Origin of the sequence: Corynebacterium otitidis ATCC 51513, assembly GCF_000296405.1 — a bacterium.
GTDB classification, from domain to species: domain Bacteria; phylum Actinomycetota; class Actinomycetes; order Mycobacteriales; family Mycobacteriaceae; genus Corynebacterium; species Corynebacterium otitidis.
In genome coordinates, this window is the sequence record NZ_JH815194.1 from 292,140 (window position 1) to 317,258 (window position 25,119).

Consider the following 25,119-nt stretch of genomic DNA (forward strand, 5'->3'; position numbering starts at 1 on the left):
CCTGCGACGCGCACGGCGACGACCCGGCACTCGAGGCCCAGGCGGCGCGCCTCGCGGGCGGCGTCGCGCGCCGCGGCCGCGGAGCCTTTTTGGAGCCCGTGGTCGACGACGACCGCGAGCGGCTCTGAGCCGCCGGGGCGCTCCGCGGCGAGGGCCGCGGTAAGCGCGAGCGAGTCCGCTCCCCCGGACAGGCCCACGGAGATGCCGCGGCCGCCGGGCCAGGGGTGGCGGCGCACCGCGAGCCTGGCCTTGAGGAAGGCGGGTGGGTCGTGGGGCAGCTCGACCCGCCCGATGCGTCGCACGCCCACCTGCCCTTGAGCCTCCTTACCTCGCGGTCGCGTCGCCGCCGGCGGTTGTTCTTAGGCCTCGCGGAGGATGCCGGCGATGCGGTCGATGGCGTCCCTGGCGGGCCACACCTCGCAGTCGTTGGCGATGACCGCGAAGGCGAAGATGTGACCGCCCTCGCTGGGCACCACCCCGGCGAGCGCGTTGGTCTCGTCGAGGCTGCCGGTCTTGGCGCGCACCCAACCGCCGCCGGGCTCCTGGGAGAAGCGCGGCGCGAGCGTGCCGGAGGCCGCGCCGACCGGCAGGGAGCTCAAGAGGGGCCGCAGGGAGTCGTTGTCGATGGCGACGCGGAAGAGCTCGGCGAGGACCTCGGCGGGGATCCGGTTGTCGACGGAGAGCCCCGAGTTGTCGTGGAGGTCGACGGACTCGACGTCGAGCCCAAGCTCGCCGAGCGCCTCGAGGGTGGCGCGCGTCGCGCCGGCGACGTCGGCGTTCTCCCCGCGGGCGAGCGCCACCTCGCGGGAGATGGCCTCGGCCATGACGTTGTCGGACTGGTGCATCATCACCCGCAGCCGGTCGACGAGCAGCGGGGAGAGCGTCGAGGCGACGGCCTCCGCGCCGGCGGGCGCGGACACCGTCCCGGCGCTCTCGGCGCCGGTCTTCTCCGCGAGGGCGTCGGCGACCTCCTCGGCGGGCTCGTGGGCGCGGGGCACGTCGCCCTCCTCCGAGCCGTCGAGCCGCCCGCCGTTGAGCATCGCGGGCTCGATCGGGGCGATGAAGCCGGCGTCGATGTCCTCCTCGAGCCAGCCGTCGAGGAAGCGCTCCCCGCTCCAGATGGAGGTGTCGACCCCGATGGTCTTGACGTCCTCGCCGAGCCCCTTGAGCTGCGCGGCGAGGTCCTCGAGGCGGGCGTCGGTGAGCCACACGTCGCCCGCGGCCTTGAGGACGAACTCGCCGGGCTCCTCGCCGCGCACGACGGTGGTCTCGATGCGGTCGTCGTGGCCGAGCACGGTCACCGCGGCCGCGGCGGTGAGCACCTTCGTCGTGGAGGCGGGGCGCAGCGGCTTGTCGCCCTGCTTCTCGAAGACGGGCTGCCCGGTCGCGCCGTCGAGGACCTCGACGCCCACGTCGCCGAGCTCCTCGGCGTCGGCGGCGTCCGCGAGCGCGGCGCGCAGCGACTCGGCCTCGTCGTCGTCGAGCGGCTCGAAGGAGGAGACGGGTGTCAGCGGCGGGGTAGGCTCGGGCAGCTCGAGGGGCGGGGCGTGGGTGATCGCCGCGCGCTGCTGGACGACGCCGTAGCCGACGACGCCCGCCACCGCCAGCGCCACGGCCGTGAGTAGCGCGCCGACCAGGATCCACCACGTCTTCTTGCTCATCGAGGCCATAGCTTAATCTCACCGCGGTCGAAGCCCGCCCCGGAGCCGGTATGCTGGGTCGCCAGGCGCCCCCGCGGGCGCACCCATTCGCAGACGACCCGAGAATTCCCGAGAGAAGAAGGAGCGCAGGCCGCGTGAGCATCGACGTCACCGTGGAAATCCCCAAGGGTTCCCGCAACAAGTACGAGGTCGACCACGAGACGGGGAAGGTCGCCCTCGACCGCTACCTGTTCACCGCGTTCGGCTACCCCGCCGACTACGGCTTCATCGAGGGCACCCTCGGCGAGGACGGAGACCCGCTCGACGCGCTCGTCATCCTGCCCGAGCCCGTCTTCCCCGGCGTCGTGGTCACCGCGCGCACCATCGGCGTGTTCAAGATGACCGACGAGGCCGGCGGCGACGACAAGCTGCTCGCCGTGCTCGACGACCCGCGCTACGAGGGCTACCAGGACATCAGTGATGTGCCCGAGCACCTCAAGGACGAGATCGAGCACTTCTTCCTGCACTACAAGGACCTCGAGAAGGGCAAGGAGGTCTCCGGCTCGGGCTGGGGCGACCGCGCCGAGGCCGAGAAGATCCTCGACGCCGCCGTCGAGCGCGCCAAGTAAAAACCGGCGGGCGCCGAGGGCCGGCCCGACGGCCCCGGCGGCCGAAGAAAAACGGGCCCGGCCCCGGGTGCGATCACCCCGGGCCGGGCCCCTCTTTTATGCGCCCACGCCCGCCGGCCCGCGGCCGGCGATCGGCGCCGTCTGGCTAGTCGCCGATCTGGTCGCGGCCCCGCATGACGAGGTTCGGGTCCGGCTCGCCGACAAGCTCGTAGTCCTTGTCGGTGTAGTCGAACTTGCTCAGCACGTAGCGCATCGCGTTAATGCGGGCGCGCTTCTTGTCGTTCGACTTGATCGTGATCCACGGCGACTCGTCGGTGTCCGTGTAGCGGAACTGCTCCTCCTTGGCGCGCGTGTAGTCGTCCCACTTGTCCAGCGAGGCGAGGTCCATCGGCGAGAGCTTCCACTGGCGCACCGGGTCGACCTGCCGGATCGCGAAGCGGGTGCGCTGCTCCTTCTGGGTGACCGAGAACCAGAACTTCGTCAGCGAGATCCCCGAGCCGAGCAGCATGTTCTCGAGCATCGGCACCTCGCGGAGGAACTCGGCGTGCTGCGCCTCGGTGCAGAACCCCATGACGCGCTCGACGCCGGAGCGGTTGTACCAGGAGCGATCGAAGAACACGATCTCGCCCGCGGCGGGGAAATGCTCGATGTAGCGCTGAAAGTACCAGCTCGTCGACTCCCGCGGCGAGGGCTTCTCTAAGGCGACGGTGCGCGCCCCGCGCGGGTTGAGGTGCTCGTTGAAGCGCTTGATCGTGCCGCCCTTGCCGGCGGCGTCGCGCCCCTCGAAGAGGATGATGTGGCGCTGGCCGGTGTCCTTCGTCCAGTTCTGCCACTTGAGCAGCTCGATCTGCAGGGCCCGCTTGACGTGCTCGTACTCGTCGCGGGTCATGCGCTCGTCGTACGGGTAGTTCTCCCGCCAGGTCTCGACGGGGGTGCCGTCGGGCCTGATGAGCGAGGGGTCGTCCTCGTCCGAGTCGTCGACGACGTAGCCCTCCGTGTGGGCCAGGTCAATCACCGGGAGATCGTTCTCATCCTGCGCCATGGGCCTCATTCTACCCAGCTGACCTCAGCTGTCGCGCCGAACAGCGCGCCGCCGCCCGGGCCAGGGCCCGACGCACAAACGACGCCCCCGCTCCCGGCCGTGAGGGCCGAGCGCGGGGGCGTTGGTTCAGCGTCGCGGGGAGCGCGGCGGGCGGGGCTTAGAAGCCGCCCATGCCGCCCATCTCCTCGGGGCTGGGCTGGTTGGAGGCCGGCTCCGGCTTGTCGGCGACGACCGCCTCGGTGGTGAGGAAGAGCGCCGCGATGGAGGCGGCGTTCTGCAGCGCGGAGCGGGTCACCTTGACGGGGTCGGAGATGCCGGCCTCGAGGAGGTCGACGTACTCGCCGGTCGCGGCGTTGAGGCCCTCGCCCTCGGAGAGGCCGGCGACCTTGTCGACGACGACGCCCGGCTCGAGGCCCGCGTTGTGCGCGATCTGCTTGAGCGGCGCGGAGAGCGCCTCGCGGACGATGCGCACGCCGGTGGCCTCGTCGCCCTTGAGGCCCAGGTCGTCCTCGAGGGAGCTGGTCGCGTGGAGCAGCGCGACGCCGCCGCCGGCGACGATGCCCTCCTCGACCGCGGCCTTCGCGTTGCGCACGGCGTCCTCGATGCGGTGCTTGCGCTCCTTGAGCTCGACCTCGGTGGCCGCGCCGACCTTGAGGACGGCGACGCCGCCGGCGAGCTTCGCGAGCCGCTCCTGGAGCTTCTCGCGGTCGTAGTCGGAGTCGGAGTTCTCGATCTCGGCGCGGATCTGCGCGATCCGGCCGTCGATCTCCTCCTGGTTGCCGGCGCCCTGGACGATGGTGGTGTCGTCCTTGGTGACGACGACCTTGCGGGCCTGGCCGAGCAGCGGCAGGTCGGCCTTCTCGAGGGAGAGGCCCACCTCCTCGGAGATGACCTGGCCGCCGGTGAGCACGGCCATGTCCTGCAGCTGCGCCTTGCGGCGGTCGCCGAAGCCCGGGGCCTTGACGGCGACGGACTTGAAGGTGCCGCGGATCTTGTTGACGACCAGCGTGGAGAGCGCCTCGCCCTCGACGTCCTCGGCGATGATGACGAGCGGCTTGTTGGCCTGCATGACCTTCTCGAGCAGCGGCAGCAGGTCCTTGACCGTGGAGACCTTCGAGGAGACGAAGAGGATGTAGGGATCCTCGAAGACGGCCTCCTGGCGCTCCGGGTCGGTGGCCATGTAGCCGGAGATGTAGCCCTTGTCGAAGCGCATGCCCTCGGTGACCTCGAGGTCGACGCCGAAGGTGTTGGACTCCTCGACGGTGATGACGGAGTCCTGGGTGGCCTTGCCGTCGCCGACGGCGTACATGGCGCGGGCGATCTGCTCGCCGATCTTGTGGTCCGCGGCGGAGATGCCCGCGGTGGAGGCGATCTGCTCCTCGGTCTCGACCGGGCGGGCCGACTCGAGCAGGCGGGCGGTCACGGCCTCGATGGCGCGCTCAATGCCGCGCTTAATGCCCATCGGGTTCGAGCCCGCCGCGACGTTGCGCAGGCCCTCCTTGACGAGCGCCTGGGCGAGCACCGTCGCCGTGGTGGTGCCGTCACCGGCGACGTCGTCGGTCTTCTTCGCGACCTCCTTGACGAGCTCCGCACCGATCTTCTCGTAGGGCTCGTCGAGCTCGATCTCGCGAGCGATCGACACGCCGTCGTTGGTGATGGTCGGCGCGCCCCAGGACTTCTCGAGCACGACGTTGCGGCCCTTCGGCCCCAGCGTGACCTTCACGGCGTTGGCCAGGGTGTTCAGCCCCTTCTCCAGGCCGCGGCGTGCTTCCTCATCAAAGACGATCTTCTTAGCCATTGGTGAGCTGTTCTCCTTTGCGATCTGTCAACGACGACACTCCGCGTCTAGATCTGCCAGCAGGCGCCCGCGACGGCACGGCTGGTGAGTGTGAACCAACCTCACCCACTGCATTCCTGGCACTCTTCGCTTCCAAGTGCTAAGCGCCATTTTTAGCAGCCGCTCGCGGCGAGTGCAAGGTTTCTCGCGGCGCGTCGAGGGCGCCGCGACAGCCCCGGGCGGCGCCTCTCGGCGGGCCCGGGGCGCTGCTTTTGGCTAGTCGATGAGGGAGGTGTGGTTGAGGATCGCCGCGCCGAACGCGGAGATGCGCACCTCGGCGAGGTGCCCGTTGACGGAGTAGGGGTCGCGCTCGATGAACGCGCGGGCCGCCTCCCGGTCGGGGACGTCGAGGAGGTACTCGCCGCCCACGCGGTTGCCCTCCTCGTCGATGCGGGCGCCGACGGAGTGGACCGTGTCCTTGTTCTCCAGGAGGAAGGAGAGGTGCTCGCCGCGGATGGCGTCGCGCTCGGCGGCGGTGTCGGCGCGGTAGTCGGTGCTGATGTGCCAGAGGGACTTAGTCATGGCGAAGGATTCCTTTCTCTATTAATGCGGTATCGGGCCGCGGCGCGCGCGGCGCCGCCGCGGGGCCGTCACGTGGTGGCCACCGCGTTGACGGGCGAGCCCGCCGCGCCCGGGATGTTGAGGGGCTGCGCGGTGAGCAGGAACTCGAACCGGCCCTCCGCGCGCAGGTGCTCGGCCAGGGGGCTGAGCCGCCACAGCTCGCCCAGGTGAATCCCGAGGCGGAACAGGCAGTGCACGTGCAGCGGCAGGATCGACGGGTCGCCCTCGGACGGCGGGGCCGGGTAGTTCTCCACGGCATAGTTGTCGGCGATGACCGCGACGACCCCGGACTCCTCGAGCCAGCGCAGGAGCCCCGGGTCGCGCCCGTCGAGCCGCGCGCCGAGCGCGTCGAGGGCCTCGCGGTCGGGCTTGCCGGCCATGCCGAGCAGCCGCTCGGCGAAGCCGGTGTGGAAGAGCACGAAGTCGCCCTCGCGGACCTCGATGCCGTCGGCCTCGAGGATGCGGGCGACGTCCGCGTAGCCCACCGCGCGGCGCCCGGTCCCCAGGTGGTACGCGAGGTCGACGAGCACCCCGCGGCCCTGGACGGGCACCGCGGCGGCGTTGCCGATGCCCACCGGCCCGAGGTCGACGGTGGTCTCCCCGCCCGGGCCGGCGTCCTCCTCGCGCTCGGGAAGCACCAGGTCGGCGGGCCGGTAGCCGTTGTAGTAGCGGTCGCTGGGCTCCCCGTCGCCGGCGTCGAAGCGGCAGCCGACATGCCCGAGCGCGTCCCACTGGGAGGAATACTGCGGATACAGGGTGAGCACGTCGTCGTTAATGAGCTCCGGGGCGCCCGGGGTGGTGCGCGCGGCCGGGCGGTTGGCGGTCACCTCGTCGCCGCGCAGCGAGGGCCGCAGCGCGGGCGGGTGGCGGTGCGGGTTGAGCACGCTCCCACGCGGCACGGTGATGGGGAGCCCGAGCGGGAAGGCCACCCCGCTGCGCGCCGCCTCGAGCCCGGCGCGCACGTGGCTGGGGCCCAGCAGGTTGAGCCGCCCGCGCCCGTCGTCGGGGCCGAAGCCGCCCCACGTCGAGCCCTCGGGCCGGCGCCGCCACCTCGTGGTCGCCATGGAGCACCCCTCCCGCCCCGCGGGGCGGCCGGGCGCCCCGCGTCGCTGTTGATATGACTCGGATCATAGGAGATTCGCCTCGGCCGCGTCCCGGTTTCGACTCTCGCCGCGCCGCGCCGAATAGAGTGAGGGGACATGAGCATCGAGAATTCCCCCAGCGCGATCGTCGAGGCGGTGCGCGCGGACCGCGAGCGCATCTTCCAGGAGCTCTCCGAGGTCGTGGCCTTCAACTCCGTGCACGGCGACCCGGAGCTCGCCGACCAGACCGCGGGCTCCGCGGCGTGGGTCGCGGCCCGGCTCGAGGGCCTGGGCCTGAGCGTCGAGGAGATCGACGCCGCCGACGGCTCGCACGCGCTCGTCGCGACCCGCCCCGCGGCCGAGGGCCGTCCGACGGTGCTGCTCTACTGCCACCACGACGTCGTGCCCGCGGGCCCGCGGGAGAACTGGGAGTCGGACCCGTTCACCCTCACCGAGCGCGACGGGCGCTGGTACGGCCGCGGGGCCGCGGACTGCAAGGGCAACATCGTCATGCACCTCGCTGCGCTGCGCGCGGCGTTCGCCGCGGACGAGGACCTCGGCGGCACGGGCATCACCGTCGTCGTCGAGGGCTCCGAGGAGCAGGGTGGCGAGGGGCTCGAGGACCTCATCGACAAGCGCCCGGAGCTCTTCACGGCCGACGCGATCCTCATCGCGGACACCGGGAACTTCGCGGCCGGGGTGCCGACGCTGACGACGACGCTGCGCGGCGGCGCGCAGCTCGTCGTGCGGGTCGACACGATGGCCGCGCCGGTGCACTCGGGGCTGTTCGGCGGCGCCGCGCCGGACGCGGTCTTCGCGCTCGCCCGGACGCTCGACAGCCTGCGCGACGAGGACGGCAACACCGTCATCGACGGGGTGGACACCGCCCAGGAGTGGCCGGGCCACCCCTACCCGGCCGAGGACTTCCGCCGCGACGCGGGCGTGCTCGACGGGGTGGCGCTGGCCGGCGGGCCCGACGTGAAGCCCGCGGACCTCGTGTGGGCCCGCCCCTCGATCGCGGTGACGGGGCTGACCTCGACGCCGGTGGACAAGGCCGTCAACGCCGTGCCGGCGACCGCGCAGGCGAAGCTCAACCTGCGTGTGCCCCCGGAGCTCGACCCGGCCGACGTCGCCGGCAAGGTCGCCGAGCACTTAAAGAACCACGCCGCCTACGGCGCGCGCGTCACCGTCGACGTCGTGGAGACCAATCCGGGCTTCGCGGCCGACCCGCAGGCCCCGGCGATCGCGACGCTCAAGGAGGCGCTCGCCGACGCCTACGGCGAAGAGGAGGCCGTCGAGCAGGGCTCGGGCGGGTCCATCCCGCTGACCGCCTCGCTCAGCGCGGCGCACCCGGACGCCTCGATCGCGCTCTTCGGCGTCGAGGAGCCCACGTGCCTCATCCACTCGGCGAACGAGTCGGTCTCGCCCGACGAGATCGAGCGCGTCGCCGCCGCGGAGGCGCTCTTCCTGCTGCGCTACCGCGGCTAGCCCCGCCTTCGGCGGAGCCGCCGCTCGACAGTGGTTTTTGCCGCGAAATCAGGCGGTGTTTCGCCTGGCTGGCGGCGCGCGATGCCGGGGCGGTCACGGACCCGGGCGAGAGAACGGTGGGCCAAGCCTGTAAGATGGTCCCCGTTGGTTTCACGAGGTGCCTGTGCCGCCTCGCCTCGGTGATCGCCTGAGGTTCGCCCCGGATCCCCTCGGCCCGCGCGACACAGATCGCTTCGCGCCCTGCCGGGCACGATGCCCCGCCGTCAACCAAGGCCACAACGCACGGCACCGCGACCCAGCCCTCGTCGGAGTTTCCGGAGGGGACCCACCCGGCGGTGCGCCGCCGGGACCGCCCCGCGCCCTTTCTGTTCCTTCTCCTGTGGGAAGAGAAGCGGGGCGGCGCGGCGCGCGGCCGCCGAGCTCCCCTCGGCGAGCGGAGATGCCGACGAGAGACGTCGACCATCCGCCCGTTTCGCTAACTTCTTCACAAGGGGAGCACGTGCTGATACTTCTTCTCGCGCTCGCCGCCGCGGCGCTCGCCGCGCCGCCACTGCTGCGCGTCGTGGGCCGCCCCGCCTTCCTCATCCTCGCGGCCGTGCTCGCCGCCGGGTTCTTCTGGGTGCTCTCGCTGTTTGTCCGCGGCACCTTCGCCGACGGCGGCGCGCTCACCGAGTCGATCTCGTGGCTCGACGAGCTGCACCTGCGGCTCGACTTCAGGATGGACGCGCTCTCGGGCGTCTTCAGCCTCATCATCCTCGGCGTCGGGGCGCTCATCCTGCTCTACTGCTGGGGCTACTTCGACCGCAACCGCCGCCGGCTCGCGCTCTTCGCCGCGGAGCTCGTGCTCTTCGCGCTGGCGATGTACGGGCTGGTCAACGCCGACAGCCTGCTGTTGCTCTACATCTTCTGGGAGATCACCTCGGTGCTCTCCTTCCTGCTCGTCGACTACTTCGGCGAGCAGGCCACCTCGAGGCGCGCGGCGAACATGGCGCTCATGGTCACCACGCTCGGCGGGCTGGCGATGCTCGTCGGCATCGTCCTCTTCGGCACGTCGTCCGGGGTGTGGTACCTCTCCGAGATCCCCGAGATCGAGGACCTCGCCGCGGTGCCCAACGTCACGACCGCGGTGGTGCTCATCCTCGCGGGCGCGATCACGAAGTCGGCGATCGCGCCGGCGCACTTCTGGCTGCCGGGCGCGATGGCCGCGCCCACCCCGGTGTCCGCGTACCTGCACTCCGCGGCGATGGTCAAGGCGGGCATCTACCTCGTCGCGCGCCTTGCGCCGGAGTTCCACGTCATCGACTCGTGGTACCTCGTCATCCTCCCGCTCGGGCTGCTCACCATGCTCATGGGCGGCTGGATGTCGCTGCGCCAGACCGACCTCAAGCTCATCCTCGCCTACGGCACAGTCTCGCAGCTGGGCTTCATGATGTCGGTGATCTCCGTGGGCTCGCGGGCGACGATGCTCGCCGGCCTCGCGCTCGTGACCGCGCACTCGCTGTTCAAGGCGACGCTCTTCATGGTCGCGGGCGCCATCGACCACACGACCGGCACCCGCAACACCGAGGAGCTCTCCGGGCTGGGCAGGCGCCAGCCGCTGCTGTTGGTCATCGCGGTGCTCGCCGCGGCGTCCATGGCGGGCATCCCGCCGCTGCTCGGCTTCGTGGCGAAGGAGTCCGCGCTCGAGGCGATCCTCGAGGAGAGCCTGCTCGCCGGCATGCCGGGCAACATCATGCTGCTCGTGCTCGTCGTGGGCTCGGTGCTCACCATGGCGTACAGCTGCATGTTCCTCTACGGCGCGTTCGCCACGAAGCCCGCCGACCACGCCTCCGGGGGCGGCACCTCGCCCGCGGTCGAGGAGATGCACCCGGTGGGACCGCTGCTGTGGCTCTCCCCGGCTGCGCTCACCGCGCTGACGATCCTCTTCGGCCTGTGGCAGGAGCCCCTCAACGCCGCGCTCGGCTTCCACCTCGACGCGACGCTGCCCGCCGCGCCCGGCGAGGAGGTCCACGACCTCGCGCTGTGGCACGGCTTCACCCTGCCGCTTCTGCTCTCCGCGATCATCATCGCCGGCGGCGCGCTGCTCTTCTTCCAGCGCCACCTCCTCGAGCACGCCGGGTTCCGGCTCGCGGCGCTGGGCAACGCCGACACCGCCTACGACGCGGTGCTCGCGTTCTTCCACAAGCTCTCGCTCAAGCTCACCGCCTCCACGCAGCGCGGCTCGCTGACCTTCAACCTCACGGTCATCTTCCTCGTGCTCATCGCGTTGCCGCTCGCGACGCTCATCGCGGGCGACCGCACGACCGCCCGCCTCGAGGTCGCCAACAGCCCGTGGCAGGCGATGGCCGCGGTCATCATCGTCGTCGCCTGCACGGCGATCACCCGCGTCCACAACCGCCTCAGCGGCGTCATCCTCGCGGGCGTGACCGGCTACGCGCTCGCCGTGATCTTCGCGCTGCAGGGCGCGCCCGACCTGGCGCTCACCCAGGTGCTCGTCGAGACGATCGTCATGGTCATCTTCATGCTCGTGCTGCGCAAGATGCCCACGAACGTCGAGTGGCGCGCGCCCGCCCGCTTCAACCGGGCCCGGGCGTGGCTCGCGGTCGCGGTGGGCTTCACCGTCACCGTCGTCGGCATGTTCGCGATGAACGCCCGCAGCCACAACCCCATCTCCGGGGAGATACCGCGGCTCGCCGAGGACATCGGCGAGGGCCGCAACGCCGTCAACGTGCTGCTCGTCGACCTGCGCGGCTGGGACACCTTCGGCGAGATCACCGTGCTCGTCATCGCGGCGACCGGCATCGCCTCGCTCATCTACGGGACGCGCTCGTTCAGGCAGGAGTCGCGCCGCCCGACGCTCACCGCGACGGGCCGGCGCTGGCTCGCCGCCGGCGTCGACACCGAGAAGGCGCAGAACCGCGCCCTCATGGTCGACGTCGTGACCCGCTTCGCGTTCCCCACGATGATCGTCGTGTCGGTCTACTTCTTCTTCGCGGGCCACAACGCGCCCGGCGGCGGGTTTGCCGGCGGGCTCGTCGCGGCGCTCGCGTTCGCGCTGCGCTACCTCGCGGGCGGCCGCGAGGAGCTGCGCGAGGCGCTGCCCATCGACGCGGGCCGCATCCTCGGCGTGGGCCTTCTGACCTCCGCGGTGGGGGTGCTCTGGCCGATGTTCCTCGGGGAGCCGCCGCTCACCTCGCACGTGCTGCACCTCGACATCCCGCTCATCGGGGAGGTCCACGTCGCCTCGGCGCTCGTCTTCGACCTCGGCGTCTACCTCATCGTCGTGGGCCTGGTCATGCACATCCTCACCTCGATGGGCGGGCAGATCGACCGCGACGAGGCCGACCGCCGGCAGCGCGCCCGCGACCGGGCCCGCGGCCTGTCGCGCGCGAACCGCCGGCGCCACGAGGCCGCCCGGCTCGCCGCGCAGCGCTCCACGAGCGCGGAGGCGCGCCGCCGCGCGAAGCTCGCGACGAACGCCCGCGGTTCCGGCGGGCGCTCCGGCTCGAGCGACGCCGCCACCGCCGTCAAGGAGCGCGGCGACGGCCGCGGGGAGGGCGACTCCGAGTCCTCGGCGGGCTCGTCCTCGCTCACCGAGCACCTCGGGGAGAACCTCCCCGACCGCGACGAGGCCGTCGACCCGGCGGCCGACGCGGTCACCGCGCAAGAAGAGCCCGACCCCGCCCAGGAGCCGCTCTTCAACACGCCCGAGGACATCCCCTCCTCCGAGCAGCAGCCGGGGCGCAGCCCGAACACGAACGATCAGGAGAGCTAAATGGCAGCGGATCTCTTTCTTCTCATTGCCACCGGCGCGCTGATCTCTGCCGGGGTGTTCCTCGTCCTCGACCGCGCGATGACGAAGATCCTCCTAGGGATCATGCTCATCGGCAACGGCTTCAACCTGCTCATCCTCCAAGCCGGCGGGCCCGCCGGCTCCCCGCCCATCGGGGGCCGGGAGTCGGCCTCCTACGGCGATCAGATCGCCGACCCGCTGGCGCAGGCGATGATCCTCACCGCGATCGTCATCTCCATGGCGCTCACGGCGTTCATCCTCGCGCTCGCCTACCAGCAGTACCGGCAGCGCACCGCCGACATCGTCGAGGACGACTCGGAGGACACCGCGATCGCCGCGCGCCCCACCTCGAGCGCGGGGCGCGACGCGACCGACATGTCGGCGCCCTCCCAGGCCGCTGAGGAGCGCGCGGGCCTCAGCCCCACGAAGCGCGCCGGCCTGGACACGTCCGCCCACCGCACCATCAAGGGAGGCGCCCGTGACTGAGTTCATCGACGCGATCGCGCCGGCCATCGGCTACCTCATCCCGCTGCCGATCCTCATCCCCGCGATCACCGCGGCGCTCACCCTGATCCTCTCGAAGTTCGTGGGCCTGCAGCGCTTCGTGGCGTTTTTCTCGCTGCTCGCGACGATTGGGATCTCCGTGTCGATGCTGCTCATCGTCGACCAGAAGGGCGCCCAATCGCTCCAGGTCGGCGGCTGGGACTCGCCGATCGGCATCACGCTCGTCGCGGACCGGCTCTCCACGGTCATGCTGGCGGTCTCCGGGCTCGTGCTCTTCGCGGTGATGTGGTTCGCGATCTCCCAGGGCGTGCGCGACGGCTCCGAGCAGGACCCCGTCGCCGTGTTCAGCCCTGCCTACCTGCTGCTGTCGATGGGCGTGAACCTCTCGTTCCTCGCCGGCGACCTGTTTAACCTCTACGTCGGCTTCGAGATCTTCCTCGTCGCCTCCTACGTGCTGCTCACCCTCGGCGGCTCGGCCTCGAGGGTGAAGGCCGGCGTCGGCTACGTCATGGTCTCGATGGTCTCGTCGATGATCTTCCTCTTCGGCCTGGGGCTCGTCTACGCCTCGGTCGGGACGCTGAACATGGCGCACGTGGGGCTGCGCATGGAGGAGATCCCCTCGGGTATCAGGGTCGCGATCTTCGCGGTGTTCCTCGTGGCCTTCGGCATCAAGGCCGCGGTCTTCCCGCTCGACGCGTGGCTGCCCGACTCCTACCCCACCGCGCCCTCGCTGGTCACCGCGGTGTTCGCGGGGCTTCTCACGAAGGTCGGCGTCTACGCGATCATCCGCGTGCAGACCGTCATTTTCCACGACGGCTCGCTCAACACGCTGCTCATGTGGGTCGCGCTCGCGACGATGCTCATCGGCATCCTCGGCGCGATGGCGCAGAACGACATCAAGCGCCTGCTGTCCTTCACGCTGGTGAGCCACATCGGCTACATGATCTTCGGGGTGTCCCTCGGCAACGAGATGGGCCTGTCCGGCACGATCTTCTACGCCGTCCACCACATCCTCGTGCAGACCGCGCTGTTCCTCGTCGTCGGCCTCATCGAGCGCCAGGGCGGCACCTCCTCGCTGCGGCGGCTGGGCTCGCTCGCGAAGTTCGCGCCGATCATCGCGGTGCTCTACTTCATCCCCGCGCTCAACCTCGGCGGGATCCCGCCGTTCTCCGGGTTCATCGGGAAGGTCATCCTCATCCAGGCGGGCGCCCAGGAGGGCGGCTTCATGGCGTGGCTGCTCATCGGCGGCGCGGTCGCGACCTCACTGCTCACGCTCTACGTCATGATGCTCGTCTGGTCGAAGGGCTTCCTGCGCTCCCGCGCGGACGCCCCGGAGGGCCACCTCGCGACCGCCAGGCCCGCCCCCCTCGCGGAGGTCACCGACGAGGTCGAGATTACCGAGCGCGAGGACGTCGGCCGGCTGCCCTTCGGGATGCTCGCCTCCACGGCGGTGCTCGTGGCGGCCTCGGTGTCGATCACGATCTTCGCCGACCCGCTCACCTCGATCACCGACCGTGCCGCGGAGGCCGCGAACGACGTGGAGACCTACCGCAGCGTCGTGCTCGGCGACACGGGCGCGGAGCTCGACCCCGGCGAACCGGGCCGCGACACCGACATCTCCGAGGAGGTCGACTAGGCGATGCGCACCTTCAAGAACATGATCCGCCGCATCCGGCCGCTCACCGTCGTCTTCACGACGATCCTGTGGTGCGTCCTCCAGGGCGAGCTGTCGGTCGGCAACGTGCTGGCCGGGCTCGTCATCGGGCTCGGCGTGACGATCGCGCTGCCGCTGCCGAAGGTGCCCGTCCAGCGCCACCGGGTCGACTGGCCGCTGCTCGTGCGCTACCTCATCCTGTGGGTCAAGGACCTCTTCGTCGCGTCCGCGAAAGTCGCGTGGCTGGCGATCAGGCCCAAGGACCCACCGAAGACGTCGATCGTGCGGGTGCCCATGCGCCTCGAGTCGGAGCTCGGGCTCGCGACCGCGACGATGCTCTACAACCTCCAGCCCGGCGGGTCGATCACCGACATCGACATCGCCAACCGGGTGTTCACCGTCCACCTCCTCGACGCCGGGGACGACGAGTCCCTCGACAAGGAGATCGCCCGGCTCAAGGGCCTCGAGACGCTGCTCATCAGGATCTACGAAAGCAAGTGATGGCTCATGGATGACACGCTCTACAACACCCTGCTCTTCATCCCCGCGGTCATATTCTGCCTGGCGTTCCTGCTCACCAGCTACCGGATCGCCATCGGCCCGAACTCCATGGACCGGGTCATGGGCCTCGACGGGATGATCGCGATGATCCAGTGCATGCTCTCGCTCTACATCTGCTGGTCGCTCGACACGACCGTCACTGCCGCGATGCTCGTCGTCGCGCTGCTGGGCTTCATCTCGACGGTGTCGGTCGCCCGCTTCCGCAAGAGGGATGGTGCTTAAGGAACCATGGACACGCTGCAACTGCTCTCCGATATCGCCTCGCTCCTGCTCGTCACGGCGGGCTCCCTGCTCGTACTGTCCACCTCGGTGGGGCTGGTGCGCTTCCGGGACTCGATGTCGCGCATCCACGCGGTCACCAAGCCGCAGACCGCGGGGCTTGTACTCACCGTGCTTGGCGCGTTCCTCCGGGTGCTCACCATGGACGACTTCACCCGCTCGGAGGCCGGCGACCTGGGTCTGCTGGCGATGATGCTGGTGTTTTCCTTCCTCACCTCCCCGGTGACGGCCCAGCGCATGGGCCGCGTCACCAGGCGCGAGGGACTCTACGCGAAGAAGGACGCCATGTACCTCAACGAGGCGCCCGCCGAGCGCGCGCTGCGCAAGCGCTAGCCACGCCCTCCCGGCGCGTCCGTGCAGGAGCGTCGCGCCTCGCGCCGGCGGACGCACGAGGCGCGGGGCCGGGCCGCTACCCGAGCCGGACGACCCGGTCGGTCCACTCGGCGACGGCCGGGTCGTGGGTGACGACGACGATGCCGGAGCCCGCCTCCGCCAGCGCGGCGAGCTCATCAAGGACGGCGTCGCGGTTCTCCGGGTCGAGGGAGCCAGTCGGCTCGTCGGCAAGCACGATCCGCGGCCGGGCGGCCAGCAGCCGCGCGATCGCGACGCGCTGCTTCTCCCCGCCGGAGAGCCCCGCGACCGGGTCGGCCTCGCGCCCCGCGAGCCCGACCGTGGCCAGCGCCTCGTCGATGCCCTCTCTGCGGCGCGCCCCGCGGATCCCCCTCGCTTTGAGGGGAGCGGCAACGTTATCGCCGATCGACCAGCGCTCGATGAGCGCGTAGTCCTGGATGACGAATCCCACCTGCCCCTGGTAGAGGCGGCGCCGGCGGCGCCTCGAAGAGTCGTCGACGCGCTGTCCGGAGTAGCGGATCTCGCCGGCGTCGATCCCGGAAAGCAAGCCCAGCGCGTTGAGCACGGTGGTCTTCCCGCTGCCCGAGGGGCCGACGATCGCGACCCGCTCGCCGGGGCGCACCGCGAGCGAGAAGCCCGCCACGATCGGCCGGCCGGAGATCTCGACGCGGAGATCCTCGGCGCGGAGGAGCTCAGGGCTGTCGGATGAGTTCTTGGTGGTCACGGTCCCTCCCGTCGTAGTTCCTCGGGCAGACGGCGCGCGGTGTGCCCGGCTATCGTCCCGCCCAGCGCGGCGAGCGCACCGGCCACGACGACGGCGCCCGCCGGGCCAGCGCCGGTAGCGACAATCGCGGCCGCTCCCACGACACCGAATCCTGCGAGCACCCGCCACTGGAGGCGCCACGCCGACCAGCCCTGGGTGGTAAGGATCGCGTCGGCGCGGCCCTCCCTGCTCAGCCTGACGAGCGCGAAGATCGCCATCGTCGCGGCCGCGGCGGCAAGCCCGCCCCCGGCGGCGGACGCTGCACGCAGCGAGTCCTCCTGCAGCTCCTCGACGATGATGGCGGGGCGCTCGGCGACGGGCTCGACGTGATTAATGAGCGACCACACCGGCAGCTCGCGGAGCTCGTCGGCCACGTCGTGTTGCTCGCCCACGGCGATGATCTCCCCGCTACTCGCCGCGGCGGCGGCGAACTCCGGGTAGAGACCCCGGTAGGGCTCGACGACAAGCACCGCCGGGTCGGCGACGACACTGCCGTCGAAGGCGTCCCCGGTGGCCCCGTCGAAGTACTGCCAGGTCACGACCTCGTTCCCCGGCTCAAACTCGATCGTCGCGCCGACGCTCTCCGCGGGGAAGTCCGCGAGCTCGAGTCGGGCGCGGGACTCCAGCCAGTCGTTCGCCGTCTCCTCGGCAGCGGCCGCGTCCGCGCCGCGCGGCACCAGCAGCACCGGGCCGTCCTCGAAGCCCGCGGCGAGCTCGCCGCCCGCCACGCCGAGCTCGGCCGCGGCGCTGGCGTCGGCGACGAGCGACCTAGCCCCGAAGCCCTCCTCGGGCCCGACCGGGGAGCGCACGAGTGCCTGGTCCTCACTCAGCCGGCCCGCGACCCAGTCGAGCAGCTGGCGCCCCGCCTCGGCCTGCGTCTCGGGTGAGACGGCGTTGAACCCGGCTGTGGTGCGCAAACGCTGCAGCCCGTCGGCCTCGGCGAAGACGGCGGCGTCCTCTTGTACCGAGCGATACTCGCCGATCGCTCGGGGCAACGCCCCGGCCAACGCCACCGCCGCCGCCAACACGACCGCAGTGGCCACGGCGTTACCCACGTAGGCCGGGGTGCCGACCCTCTCCTGACGGGCGGCCAGGTCGCGCGCCCCGCTCGCCGGAAGGCCGAGCAAGTAGCCCGCCGCAAGAGCCGCCACCAATGCCGCCGCGCTGATCGCGAAGGCACCCGCCACTGCGCCAAATTCGGCGAGCCCGTTGTAGACCGCCAGGACGGCGAGCCCGACTCCGGCTGCGGCCCCGATCCCGCCGGCGAGCCACCCGGCCGCGGGGCCACCCAGCGCGCCGACCGACGCCCACTACGACCAGCCCATCTGCTGCAGCCGGCGGGAGTCGGCGGCGTCCCGCGAGGCGATAAAAACCCCGACGAACACGAGGACGACAGCGACGAGCAGCCAACCCGGGAGCAGGTAGCCCGAGGTGAGCTGCACGACCGCGTCGCCGACCCGCCCGTCGGAAAAGAGGCTCACCCCGAACCCGTGGTCCTCGAGCGCATCGATCGCCGCGGCCACGTCATCCTCGACGCCGGCGACGCGCCACACCCCACCGGCGTCGACGGGGTCGGCGATCTCCGTCGGGGCGAAGCTCGGTGTAAAGCCCGGGTCGAAAAATGGGCCGCCGGCCTCGGGCTCTGGCCCGAGGTAGAGGAAGTCATCGTTCCGCCCCAGCCGGTCGTTCCTGATGAACGAGACGGAGTGCCCGTCGGCGACATCCTCGACGACGTCGCCGAGGTCGCCGGAGGCGCCCTCCGGGAGCTCGGTGACGAGAATCTGCTCCTCAAACCCGCCGGTGACGGGGGTCTCGCGCCCCTGGACGAAGGAGACCGCCGCCAGCGCGGAGAGCAGCGCGACCACCGCGGCGGAGGTGAGCACGAGGACCCGATCCTTCATCGAAACCAGCCTCTCGACTCCTCGTGCTTCTTCTCCGATGGGAGCCTACTGACATCCCGGTCGAGAGCGCCGAGATGTGCTCCGCGCCAATCGAATGGTGGCGCGCCCGGCGCGGCCGCGGCGCCGGGGTAACCCACACCGCGGCGGTGTTCCGCTTAGGCCGCGGCCTCGACGAGAGCCCCGTCTGCCAGCGTGAGTCTTCTCCCGGCCCACTCGGCCACGACGGGGTCATGGGTGACGACGATGACCGCGCAGCCTATCGAGGCGAGTTCGTCGAAGATCTCGAGGACGAGGTCGCGGTTCTGCGGGTCGAGGGAACCCGTCGGCTCGTCGGCAGCGACGACGCTCGGTTCCGCGACCATGAGCCGGGCGATCGCGACGCGCTGCTTCTCCCCGCCGGAGAGCGCCGCCGTCTCGTCGTTCTCGCGGCCGGCCAGCCCCACTCGCTCTAGCGCGCGGGCTACCGCCTTCGCGCGGTCCTTCTTGCCAACCCGGCGCGCCACGAGAGGGGCCGCCACGTTGCGACCCACGCTCCATTCCTCGATGAGGGCGAAGTCCTGGAACACGAAGCCCAGGTCGCCGCGGAAGGCCTTGATCTTGCCGCCCAGCCGGAGCCCGTCGACGCGGCGCCCGTTGAGGGCGATCTCGCCCGAGTCGATCCCGTCGAGCAGCCCAATGCAGTTGAGCAGCGTGGACTTGCCCGCGCCCGACGGCCCGGTGATGGCGATGGTCTCCCCGGCCTCGGCTCGCAGCTCCACGCCGGAGAGCAGCTCGCGCCCCGCGACCGTCTTTTTTAGCCCCGCGACTGTGAGGTTCGCGTTAGCCAAGGTCCCCTACCCCCGAAGCGCGTCGAGGGCGGCGGCGGGCACGTCGGCCTCCTCGGGGTAGTCGATGGACTCGACCCACTTGCCGGCGTGGGTGATCTCCACGAGGGTGTCGTCCACACCCCAGGCGGTGAAGTCGAGTTCGTAGGGCAGCTCCTCGCCGTCCTCGTCGACGGCGGTGACGCCGGCGACCTCCTGGGCACCGGGCTCGAGCTCCGCGTAGGCGGTCTCCTCGCTGACGAGCGGGTTGATGTTATCCCACGAGGCCCACAGGCCCTGGGTGGCGAACAGCGCGATCGCGCCGATCGCGACAACGGCGGCGATGGCGATGATGGTTCCGACAAGCTTCTTCATGGCAGTCTCCTTGGGACGTGGTGTCCCGATCGAGGTGGTTCCCCGGCCGTATGCGGCGCGGGGTTGGTGTCGTGGTTGGTGGGGCGTGGGCCGGGCGTGATCACGGTGGCGAGAGCCTCGTGTGCAACGAGCGGACTCGCTGGACGGCCAGCACCGTGACAAGGATCGCGATGCTCACGGCGGTTGCGGCGAGACCGCACACGGCTCCCAGCCACGAGTCGGCGACGAACGCCGCGGCCGCCGAGGCGGCAAGGCCAAGCCCGGCGAGCAGGAGCACCGGGGCGCGTACGAGGCGGAGCATCGACCATCCTTGGGTGGCGAGGATCGCGTCTCGCCTGCCGTGCTGGGCCAGGTGCGTCGCCGCAACGACGGCGACGACGACCGCACCGACGGCGAGGGCAAAGCCCAACGACACGGCCTGCCGCACTGCCGCAGATCTGGCCTCTCCGATGAGCAGCAGCGGGCGTTCCGCGACCGGGCTCACCCGGCTGACGACGTCGGCGAAGCCGCTGCCGACTAGCCAGGCGCCGATCTCGTCGGGCTCGGCCTCGACGAGGAGTTCGCCGACGCTCAGGGCCGACATTGCCTCCTCCGGGTATAGACCGGCACCAGGTGCGACGACGAGCACCGCCGGATCGTGCACGAGGGTGTCGTCGAAGGCGTCTGCGTCCAGCAGCCCGGTCGTCGTCCAGGTGGCGAGCTGGCGGCCGGGTTCGTACTCGAGGACGGCGGAGAGTCGCTGGGGCTCCCCTTCGTAGCCGTCGATCTCCTCCTGAAATGCCAGCCAGTCATGAGCTTGCTCTTCGGCGGCTTCGGCGTCGGCGCCCCGGGGTAGCACGAGATAGGGCGCTGGCGGAGCCTCGGAAATCCCGAGCCCGCCGGCGGCCGTCTCGTCGGCCAGCACCGTAGGAACCCCGCCGAGGCGCTCGTCTGTCATGCGGCGCAGCCGGATGCCCCGTCCGGGGGCGTGGTCGATCGCGTCCAGGAGTGCCTCACCCCTGGCGCGGTCCTCCTCGTCGTCGAGCACCATGGCGGCGGACGAGAGGTGCATGCGGTGAAGATCGCCTGCGGCGAGCCAGGTGTCCTCCCACCCAGCCAGCGTCGCCGCCCGCGACACCTGTCCGGGAAGGAGCGCCGCGCCGAATGCGATGACGACGACCATGCCGGCCGCGCACAGGATGCTGGCCCGGTAGGACCCGCTCGTCGCCGCCGCGGCCGCCCGCCGCATGGGCAGCCACTGGTAGAGCCACACGCCGAGCCCGGCGGAGCCAATCTCCGCAGCGACGAGCACCGCGAGGACCCCGCCACCCACCGCGAGGATGGCGGGCCATTCTCCCCATCCGTTGATCGGGCCCAGCGCGAGAAGACCCGCGCAAACCAAGACCGCGCCGGTGGACACTGCGGTTGCGGCGATCGGACCCAGGATGAGCCAGGCCGTGCGGCCCCGCTGCCAGCCTTGCACGGTGAGGATCTGGGCATGCCGCTGGCGGCGGAAGCTCAGATACAACCCGACCGCACACATGAGGATGACGACCAGCGCCGCCGCCTGGAGCACCATGCCGCTCGACGCCGCCGAAAGGTAATCACCTACCCCGAGGGGCGCCTCGACGTCGACGGTGATGCCCTCATCCGCGGCGGCCGCCTCGAAGGCGGCACCCGCATCGGGAGTCGGACTATACAGCGTCCAGAGCCCGCCGAGATCGATGGCGCTGGCGGCATCGAGCGGGGCGAAGCCCGGATCGAAGCCGGGCTCCGCGTATCCGCGCGGGCTGCCGGACGGCTCGGCGCCGAGGTACAGATAGACATCGTCCCCGCGGGCGACGTCCGGGCGAATAAGACTGCCCGCAACCGTATTCGCGGCCCCGGAGAGCGCGTCGGCAAGCTCTCCGGCGGTGGCGTCGTCGGGCAGCGCCGTGACAGAGACTCCCCAGGCATCGCCCTCGTGAAGGGGAGCCGGGCGCAGCCCGAACACGGTGAGAACGAACGCGACCGAAACCGCGAACGCGGCGACAACCGCCGCCGCGTTCAACATCAGATTCTTCACTGAAGGATTACTTCACATCGTAGAAGGACTGATTGTTACGGGTAGTCCGGTAGGTTTCCGCCTTTGCCAATCGCCCCGGCCGTTTCCAGCCGGACTTCTGCCAATTGCCGTCGCCATTGACGACGCTTGCACTGTGGGTGCGACGCTGGTGCTGGTAGTGAGACCACACCTTTGTCTTGTTGGTCCCGTAGTTCCAGGTACCACCCTCGACCTGAACGACGGCGGCGTTGGCAATTGGCGCCACCACGACGCAGCTCCCTAGCGTCAGCGCTAGAGCCGCGGCGATTTTTCTCACCATGAGAGATCTCCTTCGAGAGGATATGCCCACACCGTGTAGGCAGATCGAAATCTAACAGGAATCCCCAGGAGGGCAATAGGTGTTCTATATTCACAGCTAGCTGTTATTATTCACAGCATAGGCACAGGATTTTTCCTAGTTCAGGTACAACTCCGCCACCGTCGCGTCGACGGCGGGGATCCACGAGCCGGTCTCCTGGAAGATGCGGCGCTGCCGGTCGGAGCTCGAGCCGGTTTCGAGGATCTCGGGGATGAGCGCGAGGTCCTCCGCGCAGCCAAGCGACTTCGCCAGCGGCGCGAGCGACTCGGCGAGCTCGGCGAGCTCGTCCTTGACCCAGCGCTCGTTGGTATCGCGGTCAACGATGACGAGCGAGTCGAGCCCATAACGTGCCCCTCGCCACTTGTTCTCCGCGTTGTGCCACACCGGCAGGAAGGGCAGCTCCTCGCCAGCGTCGATGAGCCGGTCGTAGTACACGACGAGGCAGTGGGTGAGCGCGACGACCGCGGCGAGTTCGCGCAGGTTGGGCGCGGCGTCGGCGACGCGCACCTCGATGGTGCCCCACTTCGCGGCAGGCCGGATATCAAGGTGCATCGAGCGGGTGTGGCTGATAACCCCGGAGCGGTCCTGGTCGCGCATGTAGTCGAGCCACTCCTGCCAGCTGCGGAAGTTCAGCGGCATGCCGGCGGTGGGCAGCTGCTGGTAGAGCATGGTGCGGTTCGACGCGTAGCCGGTGTCGAGCCCGTCCCAGCCGGGCGAGGAGGCCGTGAGCGCGAGCATGTGCGGGTACTTCGTCATGAGCGCGTTGATGATCGGCCAGACGCGGTCCTCGTGGCTGATGCCGACGTGGACATGGATGCCCCAGATGAGCATCTGCGAGCCCCAGTACTGGGTTCGCTCGATGATCTCCTTATAGGAGCTCTTGCCGGAGACGGGGTTCTTCCGGAAGTCGGAGAACGGGTGGGAGCCGGCGCTCCACAGGGAGAGCCCCCGGTCCTTCGCGGCGGCGCGCACGACGGCTGCCGCCCGCTCGAGCTCCCCGACCGCCTGCGGGGCGGTGTCGTGGACGCCGGTGACGATCTCCACGGTGTTCTGGAGGAACTCGGGCTCTAGGTGGATCGCCGGGTCGCGGCGCGAGGCGTCCTCGATGATCTCCGCGGCGCGGGGCACGAGGTCGCGGGTCTCGGGGTCGAGGAGGGCGATCTCCCACTCGACGCCGATCGTCGGCTTGGGGCTGCGGTTGAACGCGTGCCGGGGAGTCTCAGTGTCTGCCATGACGGCTACCGCCCTTCCACGACCGGTCTCCACGAAAAAGACGCGCCGGACCGGTCCGGCGCGGGCCCTAGCCCGCGAGCACCACCGTGACGTCCTCGGGGCCGCGCACGGCCTCGTCGAGGGCGCCGTCGTGCGGCCGGGCCACCCCGCCGAGCGCGTCGGCGAGCCGGCGGGCCGCGTCCTCGGCGGCGGCGTTGCCCTCGGTGAAGAAGACGGTGGTCTCGGTGAGCCTGAGGCGCTCCTCGGGAAGGTTACCGACCTCCCCGATGGGGGCACCAGTCTCCCGGAGCCGGTCGGCGGTGTCCTTGGCGAGGTTGCCGACGGTGGAGTTGTTGAGGACGTTGACGACGAGGTCGTCGCCGCCCGGGCGGGATTCGCCCTGGTCGCGGGGGCCCTCGCCGGAACCGCCGCCGCCCTCGGGCTCGCGGTGCTCGGCGGGCTCCTCGGCCTCGTCCCCGCCCTCGGGCTCGCGTGAATCTTTATCCTCGTCGGGCGTCTCGGACGAGGTCGTCGAGGTGCTCGACGAGGACGAGGTGCTGCTCGCCGCCTGATCGGCGGCGGGCGTGTCGTCGTCGGAAGTCCACGCGTAGACCGCCCACAGCCCGAGCAGGAGGGCCACGGCGACGAGCACGAGGGCCAGTCCGCGCAGCGGGAGCTGCCGCTGCTGCCTGTCGTCGTTGTTCTCGTGAGTCACATCCGTAACTCTAGCCCCTTTAGTCCCCGGGCGCGCGGCCCACCCCGCGGCTCCTGATCCGCGCGAGCCGGCGGACGAGCCCCGGGTGCTCGGCGAGCGCCGCCGGGTCGTCGATAAGCGCGTTGAGCCGCTGGTAGTAGCGCATCGGGCTCATCCCCAGCGTGCGCCTGATGGCCTCCTCCCGCGCGCTCGTGGAGGCGGGCGCGACCTCGGCGAACGCCAGGAGCCTCGCGTCGTTGTCGCTTAGGGCCATGCCTAGACTGTAGGCCATGACCATCCGACCGATCGTGATCTACGGCGACCCGGTGCTCCACGAGCCCACCCGCCCCGTCGAGGAGCCGTTCTCCCAGTACAAGGAGCTCATCGACGACATGTTTGAGACCATGGAGGCCGCCAACGGGGTGGGGCTCGCCGCGAATCAGGTCGGCCTGCCGCTGCGGCTGTTCGTCTACAACTGCTACGACCGCGACGGCCACTGGCACAAGGGCTACGTCATCAACCCCGTCCTCGAGACCAGCGAGATCCCGAAGACCATGCCCCAGCCGGACGGCTCCGACGACGAGGGCTGCCTCTCGGTGCCGGGCGAGTCCTTCCCCACCGGGCGCGCCGAGTGGGCCCGCATCACCGGCGTCGACTTGAACGGCGACCCGGTCGAGGACGAGGGCTACGGCTTCTTCGCCCGCTGCCTCCAGCACGAGACCGGCCACCTCGACGGGTACGTCTACACCGACGTGCTCACCGGGCGCTACAAGCGCCAGGCGAAGCGCGCGATCAAGCGCAACGGCTGGGGCGAGCCCGGCAACACGTGGCTGCCCGGCTCGGATGCCGACTCCTTCGGCCACGACGACGAGGACTAGGAAGCACCGTTCGTGCCCCGCGGGATCTTCAGCTCGCGCATAAACGTCGGCGACCGGGTCGTCGTGCGCCGCCGCCTCGGCGGCCTCGAGGGCCCCGAGACCGACGTCATCGGCCACGTCTTGAGCCTCGAGCCGCTCGTCGTGCGCCCCCAGAAGGTCGGCGGGCTGCCCTCGAGCGCGCCCGCGATCGACCTGTCCGGCGCGACGATCACCGCGCTGCGCCGCATGCAGCCGCGCCGCGTGCGCAACTCCGAGATCCGCGCCGTCGAGCGCGCCCTCGCCGCCGCCGAGGCCGCCGATACCCGGCGCTTCGACTCCGCGGGCGGCTGGCTGATGTCGGCCGGCGGGCCGGGCGGGGCGATCGCCGCGCCGCTCGGGCACTCCGCCTCCCTGGGCCGCGTGCCCATCGAGGAGATCGAGGCGTTCGCCGCCGAGGCCGGCGAGCGCCCCCGCCTGCTCATCCCCGAGCGCATCGGCCGCCCCGCCGAGGCGCTCGCCGCGGCCGGCGGCTGGGCACTCTCCGCCGAGGAGGTCGCCTACAGCCGCCGCGAGCCGCCTGCGGAGGAACCCCGGCCGATCCCCGGGCTTCGGCTCTCAGCCCGGCGCGCGGAGCCCGACCGCCGCGCCGCGGTGGACGCCGCCGGGCGCACCCCCGCCGAGGCGACCCTTGTCGCCGGCGGCGAGGAGGCCG

The 25,119-nt window shown here is 70.9% G+C and carries 26 protein-coding genes; 10 read left to right on the forward strand and 16 right to left on the reverse strand.

What is annotated here, in order from left to right:
* Together HMPREF9719_RS06725 and dacB are read right to left on the reverse strand one after the other, a co-directional pair.
* The coding region (locus HMPREF9719_RS06725) for an ATP-binding protein (protein WP_004601239.1) at nt 1–308 on the reverse strand (308 nt) is incomplete at its 3' end.
* A gap of 51 nt (nt 309–359) precedes the next feature.
* Complete coding sequence (dacB, locus tag HMPREF9719_RS06730; protein ID WP_237737895.1) at nt 360–1,661, reverse strand: D-alanyl-D-alanine carboxypeptidase/D-alanyl-D-alanine endopeptidase; 1,302 nt, start codon at nt 1,659–1,661, stop codon at nt 360–362.
* 134 nt (nt 1,662–1,795) lie between these two features.
* On the opposite strand from dacB, the gene HMPREF9719_RS06735 reads away from it, so the two are divergent.
* Nucleotides 1,796–2,269 (forward strand): inorganic diphosphatase, encoded by a 474-nt coding sequence (locus HMPREF9719_RS06735; protein ID WP_004601241.1) that lies wholly within the window; start codon nt 1,796–1,798, stop codon nt 2,267–2,269.
* Between the two features lie 145 nt (nt 2,270–2,414).
* Here HMPREF9719_RS06735 and ppk2 read toward each other — a convergent pair whose 3' ends face one another.
* The 4 genes from ppk2 to HMPREF9719_RS06755 all read right to left on the reverse strand — a co-directional run bounded on the left by ppk2 (nt 2,415) and on the right by HMPREF9719_RS06755 (nt 6,773).
* Nucleotides 2,415–3,311, reverse strand: a complete 897-nt coding sequence (gene ppk2 / locus HMPREF9719_RS06740; protein ID WP_004601954.1) for a polyphosphate kinase 2 — start codon at nt 3,309–3,311, stop codon at nt 2,415–2,417.
* Between the two features lie 157 nt (nt 3,312–3,468).
* The gene (gene groL / locus HMPREF9719_RS06745; RefSeq protein WP_004601243.1) at nt 3,469–5,109 is read right to left on the reverse strand and encodes a chaperonin GroEL; all 1,641 of its coding nucleotides are present in this window, start codon (nt 5,107–5,109) and stop codon (nt 3,469–3,471) included.
* Between the two features lie 255 nt (nt 5,110–5,364).
* Nucleotides 5,365–5,670, reverse strand: coding sequence for a YciI family protein (locus HMPREF9719_RS06750; RefSeq protein WP_004601244.1), 306 nt, complete (start codon nt 5,668–5,670; stop codon nt 5,365–5,367).
* Nucleotides 5,671–5,738: 68 nt separating this feature from the next.
* A complete protein-coding gene (locus HMPREF9719_RS06755) occupies nt 5,739–6,773 on the reverse strand; it encodes a cyclase family protein (protein ID WP_004601245.1) in 1,035 nt (344 codons plus the stop codon).
* Between the two features lie 135 nt (nt 6,774–6,908).
* On the opposite strand from HMPREF9719_RS06755, the gene HMPREF9719_RS06760 reads away from it, so the two are divergent.
* The 7 genes from HMPREF9719_RS06760 (at nt 6,909) to HMPREF9719_RS06790 (ending at nt 15,403) form a co-directional block, all read left to right on the forward strand.
* Nucleotides 6,909–8,279, forward strand: coding sequence for a M20/M25/M40 family metallo-hydrolase (locus HMPREF9719_RS06760; RefSeq protein ID WP_004601246.1), 1,371 nt, complete (start codon nt 6,909–6,911; stop codon nt 8,277–8,279).
* Nucleotides 8,280–8,778: 499 nt separating this feature from the next.
* Nucleotides 8,779–12,054, forward strand: coding sequence for a Na+/H+ antiporter subunit A (locus HMPREF9719_RS06765; RefSeq protein ID WP_004601247.1), 3,276 nt, complete (start codon nt 8,779–8,781; stop codon nt 12,052–12,054).
* Nucleotides 12,055–12,558, forward strand: coding sequence for a Na(+)/H(+) antiporter subunit C (locus tag HMPREF9719_RS06770; protein WP_004601248.1), 504 nt, complete (start codon nt 12,055–12,057; stop codon nt 12,556–12,558).
* On the forward strand, nt 12,551–14,212 hold the full coding sequence (locus HMPREF9719_RS06775) for a Na+/H+ antiporter subunit D (RefSeq protein WP_004601249.1): 1,662 nt from the start codon (nt 12,551–12,553) through the stop codon (nt 14,210–14,212). Before HMPREF9719_RS06770 ends, HMPREF9719_RS06775 begins: the two co-directional genes overlap by 8 nt.
* Before the next feature lie 3 nt (nt 14,213–14,215).
* Nucleotides 14,216–14,731, forward strand: a complete 516-nt coding sequence (locus HMPREF9719_RS06780) for a Na+/H+ antiporter subunit E (RefSeq protein WP_004601250.1) — start codon at nt 14,216–14,218, stop codon at nt 14,729–14,731.
* Between the two features lie 6 nt (nt 14,732–14,737).
* The gene (locus HMPREF9719_RS06785) at nt 14,738–15,013 is read left to right on the forward strand and encodes a monovalent cation/H+ antiporter complex subunit F (protein WP_004601251.1); all 276 of its coding nucleotides are present in this window, start codon (nt 14,738–14,740) and stop codon (nt 15,011–15,013) included.
* Nucleotides 15,014–15,019: 6 nt separating this feature from the next.
* Nucleotides 15,020–15,403: a monovalent cation/H(+) antiporter subunit G gene (locus HMPREF9719_RS06790; protein WP_004601252.1), complete on the forward strand. Its 384-nt coding sequence runs from the start codon at nt 15,020–15,022 to the stop codon at nt 15,401–15,403.
* Nucleotides 15,404–15,479: 76 nt separating this feature from the next.
* Here the strand turns inward: HMPREF9719_RS06790 and HMPREF9719_RS06795 are convergent, their stop codons facing one another.
* The 10 genes from HMPREF9719_RS06795 to HMPREF9719_RS06835 all read right to left on the reverse strand — a co-directional run bounded on the left by HMPREF9719_RS06795 (nt 15,480) and on the right by HMPREF9719_RS06835 (nt 23,824).
* Complete coding sequence (locus tag HMPREF9719_RS06795) at nt 15,480–16,145, reverse strand: ABC transporter ATP-binding protein (RefSeq protein WP_004601253.1); 666 nt, start codon at nt 16,143–16,145, stop codon at nt 15,480–15,482.
* Nucleotides 16,142–17,227, reverse strand: coding sequence for a hypothetical protein (locus HMPREF9719_RS06800; RefSeq protein ID WP_004601955.1), 1,086 nt, complete (start codon nt 17,225–17,227; stop codon nt 16,142–16,144). The genes HMPREF9719_RS06795 and HMPREF9719_RS06800 overlap by 4 nt, the downstream gene beginning before the upstream one ends.
* 267 nt (nt 17,228–17,494) lie before the next feature.
* Nucleotides 17,495–18,085, reverse strand: coding sequence for a hypothetical protein (locus HMPREF9719_RS06805; protein WP_004601255.1), 591 nt, complete (start codon nt 18,083–18,085; stop codon nt 17,495–17,497).
* A 155-nt stretch (nt 18,086–18,240) separates the two neighbouring features.
* The gene (locus tag HMPREF9719_RS06810) at nt 18,241–18,912 is read right to left on the reverse strand and encodes an ABC transporter ATP-binding protein (RefSeq protein WP_004601256.1); all 672 of its coding nucleotides are present in this window, start codon (nt 18,910–18,912) and stop codon (nt 18,241–18,243) included.
* A gap of 6 nt (nt 18,913–18,918) precedes the next feature.
* Nucleotides 18,919–19,263, reverse strand: coding sequence for a hypothetical protein (locus HMPREF9719_RS06815; RefSeq protein ID WP_004601257.1), 345 nt, complete (start codon nt 19,261–19,263; stop codon nt 18,919–18,921).
* A 100-nt stretch (nt 19,264–19,363) separates the two neighbouring features.
* Complete coding sequence (locus HMPREF9719_RS06820; RefSeq protein ID WP_237737896.1) at nt 19,364–21,307, reverse strand: hypothetical protein; 1,944 nt, start codon at nt 21,305–21,307, stop codon at nt 19,364–19,366.
* A gap of 7 nt (nt 21,308–21,314) precedes the next feature.
* Nucleotides 21,315–21,605 carry a lactococcin 972 family bacteriocin gene (locus tag HMPREF9719_RS09445; RefSeq protein WP_004601259.1) on the reverse strand — a complete coding sequence of 97 codons (291 nt, stop codon included), beginning with the start codon at nt 21,603–21,605 and terminating at the stop codon, nt 21,315–21,317.
* Between the two features lie 135 nt (nt 21,606–21,740).
* Nucleotides 21,741–22,877, reverse strand: coding sequence for a glutamate--cysteine ligase (locus tag HMPREF9719_RS06825; protein WP_004601260.1), 1,137 nt, complete (start codon nt 22,875–22,877; stop codon nt 21,741–21,743).
* A 67-nt stretch (nt 22,878–22,944) separates the two neighbouring features.
* A complete protein-coding gene (locus HMPREF9719_RS06830) occupies nt 22,945–23,571 on the reverse strand; it encodes a LytR C-terminal domain-containing protein (protein ID WP_004601261.1) in 627 nt (208 codons plus the stop codon).
* Between the two features lie 19 nt (nt 23,572–23,590).
* Nucleotides 23,591–23,824, reverse strand: coding sequence for a DUF3263 domain-containing protein (locus tag HMPREF9719_RS06835; protein ID WP_118778848.1), 234 nt, complete (start codon nt 23,822–23,824; stop codon nt 23,591–23,593).
* Between the two features lie 16 nt (nt 23,825–23,840).
* Between HMPREF9719_RS06835 and HMPREF9719_RS06840 the strand changes: the two genes are divergently transcribed.
* Nucleotides 23,841–24,428: a peptide deformylase gene (locus tag HMPREF9719_RS06840; RefSeq protein WP_004601957.1), complete on the forward strand. Its 588-nt coding sequence runs from the start codon at nt 23,841–23,843 to the stop codon at nt 24,426–24,428.
* Nucleotides 24,429–24,440: 12 nt separating this feature from the next.
* The coding region (locus HMPREF9719_RS06845) for a GNAT family N-acetyltransferase, cg3035/Rv0428c family (protein WP_004601264.1) at nt 24,441–25,119 on the forward strand (679 nt) is incomplete at its 3' end.